Here is a 14,587-nt window from a genome sequence, read left to right as displayed (position 1 = left end):
CTTGTGGTACAATCAGGGTTCACAGAACCCAAGGAGCTGACGAACGAAGATGAGTAATGAAGTGAACGAGCAGGAACTGGTGGAGGTATTATCAGCACAGACGAAGGTGGCCCAAGATGTCATCCGGCTGGTGCTGAAGCATGAGCAGGCGTTCATCAATAAGGCCAAGGCCAATGCCAAAGGCGAGATTGATATCGATAATGATGATCTGGTCGACTATGTGACTGCGCAGCGCGATGTGAAGCTGGACGAGCTAACGGTGGAGACTATTCTGGATGCAGAAATGGATTACTTGATGGACAAGGGACTGGCCGGATATATCGACTGAATCCTGTAGCCGGAGGTGCATGGCGGATTCCAAGAACCCGTGCGCCCGGCAAGGTTTCTCTAAAATTTAAAATTTATTTCGGGTAATTGGCAATAATCCTTTGCATTTGGGAAAACAGTGTGCTACAATGAAGTTAATCATAAATTTAACCCTTAATTCACATATTGTAAAAGGTTATCAATTTGTGTTTGAAGCCTTTTCCAATGTGTGAATTTTTATTTGTTCGTACAATACGTAGGAATAAAAGGACATGTGTTAAATAAACTTTGGAGGTAATATCATGCAAACAGGTACAGTAAAATGGTTCAACGCAGACAAAGGTTTCGGTTTTATCGAGGTTGAAGGCGGAAGCGACGTATTCGTACACTTCTCCGCAATCACTGGCGACGGCTTCAAATCTTTGGACGAAGGCCAACGCGTTGAGTTCAACGTAACTCAAGGCGCTCGTGGACCACAGGCTGAAAACGTTGTAAAACTGTAATATCACAAATAAACTGCCCTTAACATCAGTTGAGGGCAGTTTTTTTTATGACTAGGTAAGAGAAAGAATAAGCATCCGTTCTGACACAACAGTCCGTAGGACGCACTAACCAAGCTATTAGGAGGGGTACTTATGTATTTTCGTAAAAAAGCGATGGTAGATCTTCCACAGGAAGAGACAGCCATCTGGTCCTGCACCAAGGAAGAATGCACCGGATGGATACGCGACAACTTTGCGTTCCAACATGTGCCGACCTGCTGGCAATGTAATTCACCCATGACCCGGAGCATGAAGATGCTGCCTACGCTCGTTAATAAGAATTTGGACGCGAAGGCCATTAAGAAGAGCGTTACTATTCGTTAGGCTGCCGCCCTCTGATCGGTTCATATAGAATTAGAGAATAGCAACCCTAGTACAGCAGTCCGTTCCTTGCCCGCAATGGGCTATTTTTTTTGTTTGACAATAATGGATAATACAGGGATGATGGAGCTATGAGACAATATTTTCTGCTTCTGACGCTCCTTGCGGTTGCCCTGAATACAGTGGGGATTTTTTATCATAAGCCTATGTTTAACATTATCGCAATTGGTATGATTCTGATCTTGATTCCGCTGGATATTTATCTGGAGCCGACCCGCCGCAAAGTCATGAGTTACTGCATCGGCGCGGTATTGCTGGCTCTGCTGTGGGCGGCCCTGCATTTCGAATGGATTACTCCGCTAATGTTCATCTAGGTAGTCTTCTCTGTAAGCCCTTAGGGCAGCTCCTTGAACCGGGAGAACTGTGCTAAGGGCTATTTGTTGTTGGGCCGTCTTTCCCCTGCGGGCAATGATTTATCTTGACAAAACTCCCGGGGTTTGGAGAATAGAGTTGGAAACGCTGCCAACGAAAGAGGGAATTCTGATGCTTCAGAGGTTCAGAGAGCTCAACACACTGCGCAATCAGATATTCATCGGTTTTTTGCTGGTGATGCTCATTATTATTCTGGTTTCTGGGATATTTGTGTATGACCGTGTCTCTATTCTGCTCAAAAATAATGCCGAACGGCATATCCAGCAGACGGCAGTTCAGGCCAACGGAAGGCTGGACGCGCTGACCGGTCAGATTGATGGTCTGATGGAGCAGGTGGCCAATCATCCTACCGTTCAGCAGCTGCTGCTGGAGGAGCTGGACGGCAATGAGGTGTCCTTCAATCAGCGCCAGTCGCTGCTGCAGATTGTCTCCAGCTATCAGGCGTACATGCCGAGCGTGGGCTCGCTGGAGCTATATACCGCTGATTACAGGCTGCTGTTCCCGATTAAGGAAGGCAGCCTGGAGAGCAGAATTAACGAGCAGCATATCAGTGAGGCTAATGCCCAGAAGGGGCGGCTGGTCTGGATCGGCGTTGATCCGCATGATGAACAGAGCCTGCTGGCGATCCGCCAGGTCAGCCTGATGGACCGCTGGTTCTCACGGGGGGGCTACCTGATGGCCCGCATCCAGCGCAGCTACTTCCAGCTCGACGATCCCTTCTCCGGCAGCGATAGCGGGGAGTCAGTGCTGCTCGTGAATGATGAAGGCCAGCTTCTCGGGAGCAGCGGTACACCGCAGGAGGATCTGCTGCCGCTGCTGGAGAGCGTCGATCAGACGGTCAGCTTCCGGGGCAAGGAGTATGTGCAGGTCAAGCTGCGCTCGGACAAGACCTCCTGGACACTGCTGGTGCTGACGCCTGTCAGCTATGTCACTAAGGGGCTGTCTGTGCTGCGGACGGTACTGCTGGTGTCAGGCGGAATCGGAACCCTGCTGTTCCTGATAATATCCTTCCTGTTGTCGACAATGATTACCCGGCCGATCATTCACCTGATCCGGGCGATGCGCAAATCCCGCATGGGGGTGCTGACCCCCAATTCGCAGAAGGTATCTACCATGGAGCTGCGGGAGCTGAATAATACCTATAACGGTATGGTGGCTAATATTAATGATTTGATCAGGGTGGTCTATGAGAAGGAGGTCCTGCAGAGCCGGACTGAGCTTAAAGCCTTGCAGGCGCAGATCAATCCCCATTTCCTGTTCAATATGCTGGAGGCCTTCAACTGGTCACTGGAGGAGAAGGGGGAGGAGGAACTGGCCGGATTAGTGGTGATGATGTCCAGGCTGTTCCGCTACATTATCGGCAGCCCCCATAACAAGGATGAATGGGTAACGCTGAGCGAAGAGGTCGAGCAGATCAGGCGGTATTTGCGGATTATGGAGATGCGGATGGGGGAACGCCTGTCCTGGGATATCAGGCTTGACCCGCATGAGGCTGCTGTACCAGTGCCCAAGCTGCTGATTCAGCCGATTGTTGAGAACGCGATTCTCCATGGAGTGGAGAGCCGCGTCGGCAAGGGCGCGATTGAAGTGATCATCAGCCCCTCCTCCCGCAAGGGGTGGACCTCAGTTGAGGTGTCGGACAACGGGCCGGGTATGGATGAGGCTACGCTGCTGGCACTCCGCGATGCGCTGGATGGCGGGCCGCCGGTCTCTGCCAAGGGCAGCGGAGTGGGGCTGGTGAATGTGCAGCGGCGGCTGAAGCTGTACTACGCGGAAGCGGACATGCAGACGGAAGGCCTGATCGTGGAGAGCCGGCGGTCTGAGGGGACCGTAATAAGGTTTGAGATTCCAAGCAATGGAGGAGATACCTATGAGTCTGGGCAATAAGACGATTCTAATCGTAGATGATGAACCAAGAACGCGTCAGGGGATTAAGCAGACGCTGGAGGTATGGGCGGCAGGCCGGTATATCGTGGAGACCTGTGACAATGGGGTGGAAGCGCGCGAGCGGCTGCGGCATGAGCGGGTTCATCTGCTGATTACAGATGTGCGCATGCCGGAGGTGAGCGGGCTGGATCTGATTCATTCGCTGCAGGAATCTCCCCGGAAGCCGGTGATCATTGTCATCTCCGGCTATGCGGAGTTCGATTATGTGCAGCAGGCGATGCGGCTGGGGGCGGTCAATTATCTGCTGAAGCCGCTGGACAAGTCTGAGCTGCTGACAGTGGTTGAGGATGCGCTGAAGCGGGAGGAGGAGCAGCAGCGCCATGTGAAGCTGGAGAAGCTGGTGGATCACAAGCTGCTGGAGATTGACCCGGAGCAGTCCGGGATGGGGCAGCCGGTGAAGGAGGCAATTGCCTATGTGGAGCAGCATCTGCACGAACAGCTGACGATGGCTGAGGTAGCGGGGCTGATTCACCTGAATGCCAGCTATTTCAGTGTGCTGTTCAAGGAGCAGGCCGGGGTGTCCTTCACTGAATATCTGTCCCGTCTGCGGATTCAGCGGGCGAAGGAGCTACTACTCCAGACTGCGCTGCCGGTCGGGGAGATCGGAGAGCGTGTAGGGTACCGGACGGATAAATACTTCATTAAGGTCTTCAAGTCCTTGGAGGCCATAAGCCCTAGCCGATACCGTCAACAGATGAAGGGAGGAACTCAGGAGATCCAATAAATGTGGTATTTTAGCCAATAAGTGTGCCCTTATCTGCCTCAGGGTACGATGCTAGAATTTTAATGATAGCGATTACATGGGCAATTTCGGCCTTTTGCAATGTGAGATGGGGAGGCAAGGCAATGCGAAGGAATCACATGACCAAGGGGCTGCTTCTGGCCTGTACCTGGCTGCTTGTTCTGACGGGTTGCGGCTCTGCGGGAGACAATAATAGTACGCTCGCAGCTAACGGCGTCTCTTCCCCCAAAAAAACTATTCATATGATGCACATCTGGCCCGCCGGACTCTCTGCGCAGCAGTATAAGCTGGTCAGCCAGATTATCGCAGAGTATGAGAAGGAGCATCCGGGTATCCTCATCAGGCAGGATGTGCTGGAGAATGAGCAGTATAAAAGCAAGCTCAAGGTGCTCTCCGCCTCCAATGACCTTCCCGATGTGGGTATAACCTGGGCGGCCGGCTTCATGGAGCCTTATGTAAAAGGCGGATTATTCGCTCCGCTGGATGACATCCTGAACGGCGGGCAGCTTAAGGATAAATTCGTGAAGAGCACTACAGAGTCTTATGCTGTTGATAACAAGACCTATGCGCTGCCTCTGGAGATGAACATCTCACCGATCTTTTATAATAAAGAAATCTTCGCCCAATATAATCTTCAGGTGCCTTCAACGTATGAGGAGTTCAAGGCAGTTGTGAGAGTGCTCTCCGGTCATGGTGTGCCTCCGGTGGCGCTGGGCAATAAGGACCGGTGGACAGGCTCGCTGTGGTATATGTATCTGGCAGACCGCATGGCCGGAAGTGAGACGCTGAAGCGGGCGACGAAGGGGACGGGTTATTTCGATGATCCCGGACTGGTGCAGGCTGCGGCGGAAGTACAGAACCTCGTCGATATGAACGCCTTCAACAACGGCTTCAACGGCTTGTCATATGATGAGGGCAAATCGGAATTTATGGAAGAAAAGGCGGCCATGTACCTGACCGGTACCTGGGAGCTGCCCAACTTCACGACCAACCCGGAGACTCCGCAGGCCTTCAAGGATAAGGTCGGCTTCTTCAAATTCCCTACGGTGGAAGGCGGGAAGGGCAATTCGGGCGACTGGGTAGGCGGTCCGGGTGTCGGACTGTTCGTAGCGGAATCGTCCAGGGTGAAGGAGGAGGCTAAGGCTTTTGTCGAATACTTCGTCTTCAAATGGGGCGAGGCTTCAGTGACGAGTGCGGGAGTGATTCCGGCGACTAAGGTCGATACCACGAATGAGAAGCTGCCGCAGCTATACGTGGATCTGTTGAATGAACTGAACAATGCCAGCAGTATTACCTTGTTCGCGGATGTGCAGATGAAGCCGAATGCTGCCCAGGTCCATCTGGATATGATCCAGGCGCTGTTCGGCAAAGCGGTCACGCCGGAGCAGTTCGCAGCCAGACATAAAATTGCAGTAGCCAAAGGGAACTGAGTATGGGACGAGCTTACGACAAAGGGATGCTAATCAGCCGTATTTCCGGTGGCTGATTAGCATCCCTTATTTGAAATATAAGAATTTTTATGGTTCACGTGATAAATTATCCTTCTATTTCTCGCTGAAACGAATGCCGTCCTATTGAAGGACGGCAAGGCCGTTTTCGCTTGTCTGAGGAGCTGCCGCAGAATTAGTGCGCCGGGGCTGCCGGAGCCGCTTCCGGCGGTTCATGCTGGATCAGGCCATGCTTCTCCCAGGCTCTGCTTTTCCAGCGGAAGTACATAATGACGGCCCGTACCCATTCGTCGAACGCTGTGGCCAGCCATACCCCGGCCAGACCCAGATCAAGCGTGAATACCAGGAAGTAGCCCAGCGGCAGACTCATGCACACCATAGAGATCATGCCCATGTAGACCGGGAACTTGGCATCGCCCGACGCGCGCAGCGAGTTGATAATGACCAGATTGCAGGTCCGCCCGGTCTCCAGGAAGAAGCTGAGCAGGATCACCTGGGCTCCCATGGTGATAATCAGCTCATTATCCGTGAACAGGCCCAGCAGCGGCTTGCGGAGCAGAATGACGATCAGGTCCATGATGACTGTGACCAGAAGTGCCCACTTCACACTGGTGAACACCCGTGAGTAAGCCTCCTGCGTTCGTTTTGCACCTACAAGATGGCCCACAATAATTGAGGTCCCCATTGCCACCGCTACGCTGAACAGGAAGATGTAGTTCGAGATATTGACCGCATACTGGCGGGTAGCCATGGCCTCGGCCCCCAAATAGGTGATGTACAGGGTGAAGACGAGCTGGCAGCACTGGTACATTACGGATTCGAAGGCGGATGGAATACCGATTTTGAGAATCTGCAGCACATATTTCTTGGAGAGGTGAACGTAATAGCTCCATTTCACACGTACCTCCATAATGCGGTAAAGCAGCAGGAAGAAGATCAGGAGAGCGATGGAGCGGCTGATTACGGTTGATACGGCAGCGCCCTCTACACCGAGCGCAGGCAGTCCGAAATGACCGAAGATCAGCAGATAGTTACCGCCAACATGGATGACGTTCATAAGCAGCGATACCGCCATCGTCTGCTTGGTGAAGCCGTGGGTGCGGATAGTTGCAGCCAGCGCGTTGATAAGGGCCTGCAGGAAGATCGCGCCTCCGACAATGTTGATATACGAGCGGGCGTAGGCGAGAATGTCGCCCTTCACGTTCAGTGCTTGCAGCAGATGACCTCCGAATAGCAGCATGACTGTACTAAGTACGATCCCTACCGCAAGATTCAGGGTAACTGCGTTGCCGATCACTCTGGCGGCTTCCTTGGGCTGCTTGGAGCCGAGGTATTGCGACACGACGATCGCCGCGCCGTTCCCGATGACACTAAGCGCCAGAATAGCTATGGCAATAATCTGATTGGCCGCTCCGACACCGGAGACCGCATCATCTGACACAGAGCTGATCATGAAGGTATCCATACTTCCCATAAGCATGAACAGGAACAGCTCCAGGAAGATCGGCCAGGTCAGCTTCATTAGGTTGAATGTCTTGGGCTTGCTTGTTTCCATCATACACCTTCTTATTAGGATTCCTTGCGGCTGTGAATCTTCGAATCAAATGTATGGTAGCACAGCTGTTGTGAAAATGCAGTAGGATTTCCGACATGTTGCCTAAAAATCCGCCGGCTTCGCCCAATAGTATCCTCCAGGTGACTACCTCACAAAAAAGTGCCTACTTCCCTTATCGGCAGTATATCCCTAAACTGAGAAACAGCACTTCCTAAAATACATTACGGATAAGGAGAACTTACACATATGAAATTACAGTTAGCACTCGATCTGGTGGATATTGCTGGAGCCAAGGCGGTTGTTGCAGAGGTTGCCGAATCTATAGATATCGTTGAGATTGGAACACCTGTCGTTATCAATGAGGGGCTGCATGCGGTGAAAGCGATCAAGGAAGCTTTCCCGGCGCTTACAGTGCTGGCCGATCTCAAAATTATGGATGCCGGCGGTTACGAAGTTATGAAGGCAGTGGAAGCGGGCGCGGGTATCGTGACTGTGCTGGGTGTATCCGATGATTCAACGATCCGCGGTGCGGTTGAGGAAGCGAAGAAGACGGGTGCTGAGATCCTGGTCGATCTGATTAACGTGAAGGATCTCAAGGCCAGAGCCGCTGAAGTGGATGCGTTGGGTGTGGATTATGTCTGCGTGCATTCCGGCTATGACCATCAGGCCGAAGGTAAGAATTCCTTCGCGGATCTGAGAGATATTAAGAGCGTGGTAACCCGGGCCAAAACGGCAATTGCCGGCGGCATCAAGCTGAGTACGCTGCCTGAAGTGATTGCTGCGCAGCCCGATCTGGTAATCGTGGGCGGCGGCATTACCGGCGAAGCTGACATGAAGGCAACTGCGGCGGAAATGAAGCGCCTTGTAAGCCAGGCTTAAGCAGCCATGGACACGCAGTATTACGCACATGAAATTGTGAAGGAGCTGGAAGGCTCCGTCTCCGGGCTGGATGCCGGAGAGGGCGAGGTGCTGACGGAGCTGCTGCTGCGTGCAGGTCAGATCTTCGTGGCTGGTGCCGGGCGTTCCGGCCTGATGGGCCGGGCCTTCGCCATGCGGCTGATGCAGGCCGGGCGGACAGCTTATGTGGTCGGAGAGACGGTAACGCCGGGCATTGGCCCCGGCGATGTGCTTGTACTGGGTTCCGGCTCAGGCGAGACGAAGGGACTGGTCTCCATGGCTGAGAAAGCCAAGGCAATCGGAGCAGCTGTAGTCCTCGTAACCATTCAGCCGGACTCGGCGCTCGGACGTCTCGCAGATCATACAGTCAAGCTGCCCGGCGCTCCCAAAGAACGGCCGGACGGCGGCTATACGACGCTGCAGCCGATGGCCTCCTTGTTTGAACAGACGCTGCTTGTCTTCTATGATGCAGTCATTCTGCGGATCATGGAGCAGACGGGGCAGACCTCCGGCCGGATGTTCGGCAAGCATGCCAATTTGGAATAGCATACGATTTGGAATAGAATAGAGCTTGGAATACAATTAAGCTATCACACGGATGCTTTCCTTGACGGGAGGGCATCCTTTGCTGCCTAAATGCAAATATAAGAATTTATATGTTGCACACGACAAACTATCCTTATATTTCTCGCTGAAACGGTACCGTCCTTTAAAAGGACGGCGAAGCCGTTTCCACTTGGGTGGCTGATGGATCTGTATTATGATGATAGCCGGAAGGGGGCTGAATATTGGCGACTGAAATTAAAGACCGCATCAACCTGAAGGAGATCAACTGCGAGAAGGAGCTCACGCTCGCTGTGATCGGCGGGAAGTGGAAGCTGATTATACTGTGGCACCTGGGACTGGAAGGGACCAAACGCTTTAGTGAATTGAAGAAGCTGATTCCCCATATTACCCAGAAAATGCTGACCAACCAGCTCCGTGAGCTGGAGGAAGATCAGCTGGTATTCAGGCAGGTATATGCGGAGGTTCCTCCGCGCGTCGAATACTCCCTGACAGAGTATGGACATACGCTGATGCCGGTGCTGCGTATGATGTATGACTGGGGCAAGAATTACGGGGAGAAGGTAATCTGGAAAGATGTAACTCCCTCTGATAGATAGGTTCTGTAAATGCAGATTTACCATTTGTATTGTGTGAAATTAAGTTGTACACTATTTTATGTGTATATTTGATTTATTGGAGGGAATGGTAGTTATGCTAAAGACAGAATATAGCCCGCTGCTGGAGACGTTCAAATTCAAGAGCGGGATTGAACTGAAGAACCGTGTGGTCATGGCGCCGATGACTAACTTCTCCTCGAATGAGGATGGAACTGTCTCCCGGCCGGAGCTGGACTATTATATCCGCCGTTCGGGCGGAGCGGGGATGGTTATTACCGCCTGTGTCTATGTCTCGCGCGGCGGGAAGGGCTTCCCGGGTGAATTCGGAGCTGACCATGACGGTCTGATTCCAAGCCTGCGTGAGCTGGCAGAAGCTATCAAGGGCGAAGGGGCGAAGGCGGTGCTCCAGATCTTCCATGGCGGACGCCAATGCCCGCCGGAGCAGCTGGTTGACGGGCAGCCTGTCAGTGCAAGCGATGTGCCGGCTGAGCTGCCTGGCGGCGGACATGGGACAGTTCCGCGCCCGCTGACAGACGAAGAGATTACCGGAATTATCGCCGATTTCGGAGAAGCGACACGCCGGGCGATTGAGGCCGGCTTCGATGGCGTTGAGATTCACGGTGCGAACGGGTATCTGCTGCAGCAATTCTTCTCGCCGCACTCCAACAGACGCGAAGACCGCTGGGGCGGAGATCTGCAGAAGCGTCTCACCTTCCCGCTGGCCGTTCTGCGCAGTGTCAAGGCTGCGGTGAAGCAGCATGCACAGGGTGGCTTCCTTGTAGGCTACCGCTTCTCGCCTGAAGAGCCGGAGACACCGGGGATTACGATGGCTGACACGTTTGCCCTAATCGATGCGCTGACAGCGGAGGGGCTGGATTACCTGCATGCGTCCCTTATGGAGCTGTGGTCGCTGCCGCGCCGGGGAACAGAGGATAGCCGTCCGCGCATTGAACAGATCGTAGACCGGGCGGGAGACAAGGCTCCAGTAATTGGGGTAGGCTCGCTCTACTCTGCCGCCGACGCCCTGAAGAGTCTGGACAGCGGCATCAGCCTGGTGGCCCTGGGCCGCCCGCTGCTGATTGAACCGGACTGGGTGCAGAAGCTGGCCGGAGGCCGGGCCGATGAGATTAAGACTGAGCTTGATCCGAATGCACAAGCAGAGCTTGTGATTCCGGACCCGCTCTGGAGAGCACTGATCCATACACCGGGCTGGCTGCCGGTGAAGAAATAAGTCTAACAGACGGATAACGGTCTGTGACCTTAGCATGTTAAGAACCCCGTGCGCCCGTTGTTCCAGGGCGGCACGGGGTTTTTGCCGTATCAGCATCTATGATACAATTGTACTAAATCAGGGACGACCGGAAATGGGGGGGCGGCAGAGATGAACGTACAAGGAAGAGACGGAGGCTCTGATGAGGCAGAAGGCGTGGATTGCGGGGCGGAGAACAGCTCATTGCAGCGGACCCTTGAAGTCATTGGCGGGAAGTGGAAGGGTGTTCTGCTCTATCATCTGATCAGCGGGCCGAAGCGGTTCAACGAGCTGCGCAGACTATGCCCCGGCATTACACAGCGGATGCTGGTGATGCAGCTGCGGGATCTGGAGCGTGACGGTCTGGTCCACCGGAAGGTGTACCCTCAGGTGCCGCAGAAGGTAGAGTACTCCTTGACCGAATGGGCGCAGGGACTGGAGACTGCGATCCTCAGCATCAAGCATTGGGGAGAGGAATACCGGGAGATCCTCGCAAGAGGCGAAGACAGAGCCCTGGATGAAGACGGACAGGCCAGCAAGAAATCCCGGGACGAAGCCCCACGCAGCGCAAAAATCCCCGAATAAGCGGTATGCGCTTGAACGGGGATTTTTTGCTGCATAAGTTAACCCTACTTACGCTTTCTGCTCAGCCAGACGGGCAATCTCAACGATAACCTGTACAGCCTGCAGCATGACGTCTACAGAGGCGTATTCAAATTTGCCGTGGAAATTCTCGCCTCCGGTGAAAATATTCGGTGTAGGCAGCCCCATATAAGAGAGCTGTGAGCCGTCAGTCCCTCCGCGGATTGGACGGATAACCGGCGTGATGCCGAGGCCCTCCATCGCTTCCCGGGCGATATCGACGATATGCCGGACGGGCTCGATTTTCTCGCGCATATTATAATATTGGTCATTCATCTCCAGCACGATGTTGTCCGCCCCGTACGTAGATTTGAATTCCTCCACAATCGCGGCGATATTCGATTTGCGGTTCTCGAACTGCCCGCGGTCAAAGTCGCGGATAATGTAATGAAGCTTGCTGTGCTCGGCACTGCCTTGCATGGAGATCAGGTGGTAGAACCCCTCGTAGCCGTCTGTGAATTCAGGAGCTTCACCGGCGGGCAGACGGAGATGGAAGGCCATGGCGATTTTGGACGAATGGATCATCTTGCCCTTGGCTGTACCGGGATGGACATTGACTCCGTGGAAGCTGATCTTAGCGGCGGCGGCATTGAAGCTCTCATATTCCAGCTCCCCGAGCGGGCCTCCGTCCACGGTGTAGGCATAGGAAGCGCCGAAGGCGGCAACGTCGAACTTATGCGGGCCGCGTCCGATTTCTTCATCGGGGGTAAAAGCGACCCGGATCTTGCCATGCTTAATCTCCGGATGCGCCAGCAGATGGGCCATAGCCGTCATGATCTCAGCGATGCCCGCCTTGTTGTCCGCCCCCAGCAGGGTGGTGCCGTCGGTTGTTATCAGCGTATGCCCCTTGTAGCCGCTCAGCTCCGGGAAGCTCTTCGTGGACATGATAATATTCTGGGCTTCATTCAGCACCAGATCCTGCCCGTCATAATTCTCTACAATCTGCGGCTTCACATTCGTGCCGGTGAAATCCGTGGCGGTATCCAGATGGGCCAGGAAGCCGATCACCGGAACCTCTTTATCTGTGTTAGCGGGCAGCGAGGCCATGACATATGCATGCTCGTCCACCGTAATCTCCGTCAGTCCCAGCTCCTGCAGCTCCTCTGCCAGCTTATGCGCCAGTACCATTTGGCCTGGAGTGGACGGGCAGGTCTCGCTGTCCTCGCTGGATTGGGTATCCATTTCAGCATACGATACAAAACGTCTAATTAACTCTTCCTTCAATGCAGGTCATCTCCTCTTCAGCTTCGTATGTCTATATTATCACGATCCGGCCCGGGTCTCATACTTTAGGCGGATGGTGTGGAGTGAAGGGGGATGGAGGCTGGCGGGAGGCGAGGGGCAAGCTGGAGTGAGGAAGGCAGCGGGAAAGCGGGGGAGGAGCGGGAACGCAGGTTATGGCTGCTGCACCGGAGATTGGCTGGAGACAAGCTTGGCCGAGAGCAGGTAGCGGTCTGGCGCTGAGCCTACATAAGAGAACGGGTAGCAGGTAATCAAGGTGAGTATGGAATCTTTGCTGGGCTTAATCGCTCCCCTTGTATCTCCATCAACAATCCGGCTGCCGGTCACTTCATAGGTGAAAGTTCCATCCGCTGTCGCAAGCTCAAGCGTGTCTCCGGTCTCCAGTTCGCCGAGGCTGCGGAAGACGGTGTCACGGTGTCCGGCCAGCACGCTGTTCCCGGAGGCACCCGGGGCGGCGCTTGCTTCATCATGTCCTGCCCCCTGTTTAAGCTCCGCCCGTCCGGTTCCCTCCAGAATGGCAACCCGCTTCTTAAGCTTCGGAAAATAGATCTCTCCAATGACTTCGCCCGTTATATAAGCAGGCTTGTCACCCTTTGGTGCTTCCGCGCTGCTAACTATACCTTCGGGCAGCGGTATTTCTTCTTCGGAACTTACGGGCGTCTGGGCTTCCTCCCTCTTTTTGTCCCAGATTCTCAGGGCTTCGCGGGCTTCGGCGGGCGCTTTAAGGATCTGGAAGGCGGAATACACCATAACACACACAGAGAGCATGGAGATCAGCTTGACGGCCAAAGTGAACCCGCTGCGCATCTTCATGCTCTTTCTCCTCCTTACATATAGGCAAAGTTACTTCTTCTGTCCCAGCCTGCGGAGCACAAGCATACTGATCATGGCGACAACCAGGCTGGCCGCAATCAGATTGTACCAAGGGCTGGCTGTGTCCGGCAGTCTGCCGTCTTCCTCCGGCCCGCCCAGCGGAAGCGCGTCATCTGTAAGGTTGATCTCTTTCCCTGGTGAAGGGGCTGGTGTACTGCCAAGTGCAGCGGCTCCGGAATCCGGGGTCGCGGACGGACGGTTGCCGCCGTCTTCCTCTCCTCCGCCTAACGGAACAGGATCTTCACTTACAGTTACTCCACCCGCAGGCGGTGTTGCCGTCGCTGCTGGTATTGGCGATGGTGTACTGCCAGGAGAGACTGTACCGTCTGTTGAATCCGTAGGGGCACTTGTTGCTGCTGGCGTACTGCCGGGACTGACCGTGGTGCCCGGTGTTGACCCGGGTGAAGGTGTAGCTGAAGCTGCTGGCTCAGCCGTCGGTTGCGGTGAGGGGGTTGGCCCGGCTGTCGGCGCAGGCTCCGCTGTAGCTGTGAATTCAAAGGCGACACTTACCATCTTCTCCTGGAACTCGTTGCCTGCCTCCGGCGGGAACAACACCTTCATTTCGATAGCTTCCTCTTCCCCTCCGGCAAGCGAGCCGATGGTCACTACCCCCGGGGCCTCGCTCATCACCCCGGAATAGAGGATTACTCCCTCTTTTTGCAGAGTCATTTGCAGGATATTGTATAGATCTACGTCCCCGGTGCGGAATTGGAAGGCAACTGCATAATCAAACGGGTCATTTCCGTCATTGATAATCTTATAATCCGAAGCCATCGTATCTCCCGGCTGCATGTTGTTCATGGTTGCCGTACTGGTCGTATGCGAATTGACGGTGAGCTTGATCGTATCCTCAGCGCTGACCCCTCCGGCATGCCAGATCACACCTGCCAGAACGGCCAAAATATACGCGCCAATTATGGATGTATGTCTCTTCTTCACTCTCCCCGCCCCTTTCTGTGCTGACCTTCGGCAGCCACCAGCCACCAGCCACAATCCGCCCCGGTTCGCGTTTCTAAATCATAGTTTGTCGAACAAAGTGGTTTCTTGAAGAACTACTACATATTAAAACGATAGTATAAATCAGAACAAGCATTAACCGGCCTGGATGAGCCTGAATGTGCGATGAACAAGCCTGAATGGTAAGAATGCGTTGTCGTTCGTTATAACGAATAATAATTACAGTATAATCTTAAATGGGCATAAAGAAAAACGGGAAAAGATCCTTTAA

General features: G+C 53.9%; 17 protein-coding genes. 13 read left to right on the top strand and 4 right to left on the bottom strand.

Annotated elements, in window-relative coordinates; all coding sequences use genetic code 11:
* Positions 1–49: 49 nt before the first annotated feature.
* The 7 genes from NYE24_RS18230 to NYE24_RS18200 all read left to right on the top strand — a co-directional run bounded on the left by NYE24_RS18230 (position 50) and on the right by NYE24_RS18200 (position 5,720).
* On the top strand, positions 50–328 hold the full coding sequence (locus NYE24_RS18230) for a hypothetical protein (RefSeq protein ID WP_341027480.1): 279 nt from the start codon (positions 50–52) through the stop codon (positions 326–328).
* Between the two features lie 280 nt (positions 329–608).
* Positions 609–809, top strand: coding sequence for a cold-shock protein (locus tag NYE24_RS18225; RefSeq protein WP_019914790.1), 201 nt, complete (start codon positions 609–611; stop codon positions 807–809).
* A 132-nt stretch (positions 810–941) separates the two neighbouring features.
* Positions 942–1,172, top strand: a complete 231-nt coding sequence (locus tag NYE24_RS18220) for a cold-shock protein (protein ID WP_036691977.1) — start codon at positions 942–944, stop codon at positions 1,170–1,172.
* A gap of 128 nt (positions 1,173–1,300) precedes the next feature.
* Positions 1,301–1,543 carry a hypothetical protein gene (locus NYE24_RS18215; protein ID WP_076162015.1) on the top strand — a complete coding sequence of 81 codons (243 nt, stop codon included), beginning with the start codon at positions 1,301–1,303 and terminating at the stop codon, positions 1,541–1,543.
* Between the two features lie 169 nt (positions 1,544–1,712).
* A complete protein-coding gene (locus tag NYE24_RS18210) occupies positions 1,713–3,488 on the top strand; it encodes a sensor histidine kinase (protein ID WP_342476343.1) in 1,776 nt (591 codons plus the stop codon).
* Complete coding sequence (locus NYE24_RS18205) at positions 3,472–4,272, top strand: response regulator (protein WP_036691982.1); 801 nt, start codon at positions 3,472–3,474, stop codon at positions 4,270–4,272. Before NYE24_RS18210 ends, NYE24_RS18205 begins: the two co-directional genes overlap by 17 nt.
* Positions 4,273–4,394: 122 nt before the next feature.
* Positions 4,395–5,720: an extracellular solute-binding protein gene (locus NYE24_RS18200; RefSeq protein WP_036691985.1), complete on the top strand. Its 1,326-nt coding sequence runs from the start codon at positions 4,395–4,397 to the stop codon at positions 5,718–5,720.
* 193 nt (positions 5,721–5,913) lie between these two features.
* Here NYE24_RS18200 and NYE24_RS18195 read toward each other — a convergent pair whose 3' ends face one another.
* Positions 5,914–7,293 (bottom strand): MATE family efflux transporter, encoded by a 1,380-nt coding sequence (locus NYE24_RS18195; protein ID WP_036691988.1) that lies wholly within the window; start codon positions 7,291–7,293, stop codon positions 5,914–5,916.
* Positions 7,294–7,539: 246 nt separating this feature from the next.
* Between NYE24_RS18195 and hxlA the strand changes: the two genes are divergently transcribed.
* The 5 genes from hxlA to NYE24_RS18170 all read left to right on the top strand — a co-directional run bounded on the left by hxlA (position 7,540) and on the right by NYE24_RS18170 (position 11,187).
* On the top strand, positions 7,540–8,172 hold the full coding sequence (gene hxlA / locus NYE24_RS18190) for a 3-hexulose-6-phosphate synthase (protein WP_036691992.1): 633 nt from the start codon (positions 7,540–7,542) through the stop codon (positions 8,170–8,172).
* A 6-nt stretch (positions 8,173–8,178) separates the two neighbouring features.
* Entirely contained in the window at positions 8,179–8,736 is a 558-nt protein-coding gene (gene hxlB / locus NYE24_RS18185; RefSeq protein WP_036691994.1) for a 6-phospho-3-hexuloisomerase, read from the top strand.
* 242 nt (positions 8,737–8,978) lie between these two features.
* Positions 8,979–9,353 (top strand): helix-turn-helix domain-containing protein, encoded by a 375-nt coding sequence (locus tag NYE24_RS18180; protein WP_036691997.1) that lies wholly within the window; start codon positions 8,979–8,981, stop codon positions 9,351–9,353.
* A 94-nt stretch (positions 9,354–9,447) separates the two neighbouring features.
* Positions 9,448–10,584 (top strand): NADH-dependent flavin oxidoreductase, encoded by a 1,137-nt coding sequence (locus tag NYE24_RS18175; RefSeq protein WP_036691999.1) that lies wholly within the window; start codon positions 9,448–9,450, stop codon positions 10,582–10,584.
* A gap of 150 nt (positions 10,585–10,734) precedes the next feature.
* Positions 10,735–11,187 (top strand): helix-turn-helix domain-containing protein, encoded by a 453-nt coding sequence (locus NYE24_RS18170; RefSeq protein WP_083678220.1) that lies wholly within the window; start codon positions 10,735–10,737, stop codon positions 11,185–11,187.
* Between the two features lie 48 nt (positions 11,188–11,235).
* On the opposite strand, the gene pepT is transcribed toward NYE24_RS18170, so the two are convergent.
* The gene (pepT, locus tag NYE24_RS18165; protein ID WP_076162009.1) at positions 11,236–12,468 is read right to left on the bottom strand and encodes a peptidase T; all 1,233 of its coding nucleotides are present in this window, start codon (positions 12,466–12,468) and stop codon (positions 11,236–11,238) included.
* Between pepT and NYE24_RS18160 the strand changes: the two genes are divergently transcribed.
* Positions 12,468–12,599 carry a hypothetical protein gene (locus NYE24_RS18160; RefSeq protein ID WP_342476342.1) on the top strand — a complete coding sequence of 44 codons (132 nt, stop codon included), beginning with the start codon at positions 12,468–12,470 and terminating at the stop codon, positions 12,597–12,599. The two genes, pepT and NYE24_RS18160, sit on opposite strands and share 1 nt — an antisense overlap.
* Positions 12,600–12,639: 40 nt before the next feature.
* Here NYE24_RS18160 and NYE24_RS18155 read toward each other — a convergent pair whose 3' ends face one another.
* The gene (locus NYE24_RS18155) at positions 12,640–13,299 is read right to left on the bottom strand and encodes a sortase (protein WP_342476341.1); all 660 of its coding nucleotides are present in this window, start codon (positions 13,297–13,299) and stop codon (positions 12,640–12,642) included.
* A 30-nt stretch (positions 13,300–13,329) separates the two neighbouring features.
* Positions 13,330–14,298 carry a hypothetical protein gene (locus NYE24_RS18150; RefSeq protein ID WP_342476340.1) on the bottom strand — a complete coding sequence of 323 codons (969 nt, stop codon included), beginning with the start codon at positions 14,296–14,298 and terminating at the stop codon, positions 13,330–13,332.
* Between the last annotated feature and the right edge of the window lie 289 nt (positions 14,299–14,587).

This window comes from Paenibacillus sp. FSL H7-0350 (assembly GCF_038593195.1).
Classification (GTDB): domain Bacteria; phylum Bacillota; class Bacilli; order Paenibacillales; family Paenibacillaceae; genus Paenibacillus_AQ.
This window is presented reverse-complemented; position numbering and strand designations above follow the sequence as displayed.

Bases quoted from the DNA above. Each gene is read 5' to 3' on its own strand.
- NYE24_RS18230 (WP_341027480.1), top strand. From the start codon at position 50: ATGAGTAATGAAGTGAACGAGCAGGAACTGGTGGAGGTATTATCAGCA.
- NYE24_RS18225 (WP_019914790.1), top strand. From the start codon at position 609: ATGCAAACAGGTACAGTAAAATGGTTCAACGCAGACAAAGGTTTCGGT.
- NYE24_RS18220 (WP_036691977.1), top strand. From the start codon at position 942: ATGTATTTTCGTAAAAAAGCGATGGTAGATCTTCCACAGGAAGAGACA.
- NYE24_RS18215 (WP_076162015.1), top strand. From the start codon at position 1,301: ATGAGACAATATTTTCTGCTTCTGACGCTCCTTGCGGTTGCCCTGAAT.
- NYE24_RS18210 (WP_342476343.1), top strand. From the start codon at position 1,713: ATGCTTCAGAGGTTCAGAGAGCTCAACACACTGCGCAATCAGATATTC.
- NYE24_RS18205 (WP_036691982.1), top strand. From the start codon at position 3,472: ATGAGTCTGGGCAATAAGACGATTCTAATCGTAGATGATGAACCAAGA.
- NYE24_RS18200 (WP_036691985.1), top strand. From the start codon at position 4,395: ATGCGAAGGAATCACATGACCAAGGGGCTGCTTCTGGCCTGTACCTGG.
- NYE24_RS18195 (WP_036691988.1), bottom strand. From the start codon at position 7,293: ATGGAAACAAGCAAGCCCAAGACATTCAACCTAATGAAGCTGACCTGG.
- hxlA (WP_036691992.1), top strand. From the start codon at position 7,540: ATGAAATTACAGTTAGCACTCGATCTGGTGGATATTGCTGGAGCCAAG.
- hxlB (WP_036691994.1), top strand. From the start codon at position 8,179: ATGGACACGCAGTATTACGCACATGAAATTGTGAAGGAGCTGGAAGGC.
- NYE24_RS18175 (WP_036691999.1), top strand. From the start codon at position 9,448: ATGCTAAAGACAGAATATAGCCCGCTGCTGGAGACGTTCAAATTCAAG.
- NYE24_RS18170 (WP_083678220.1), top strand. From the start codon at position 10,735: ATGAACGTACAAGGAAGAGACGGAGGCTCTGATGAGGCAGAAGGCGTG.
- NYE24_RS18160 (WP_342476342.1), top strand. From the start codon at position 12,468: ATGCAGGTCATCTCCTCTTCAGCTTCGTATGTCTATATTATCACGATC.
- NYE24_RS18155 (WP_342476341.1), bottom strand. From the start codon at position 13,299: ATGAAGATGCGCAGCGGGTTCACTTTGGCCGTCAAGCTGATCTCCATG.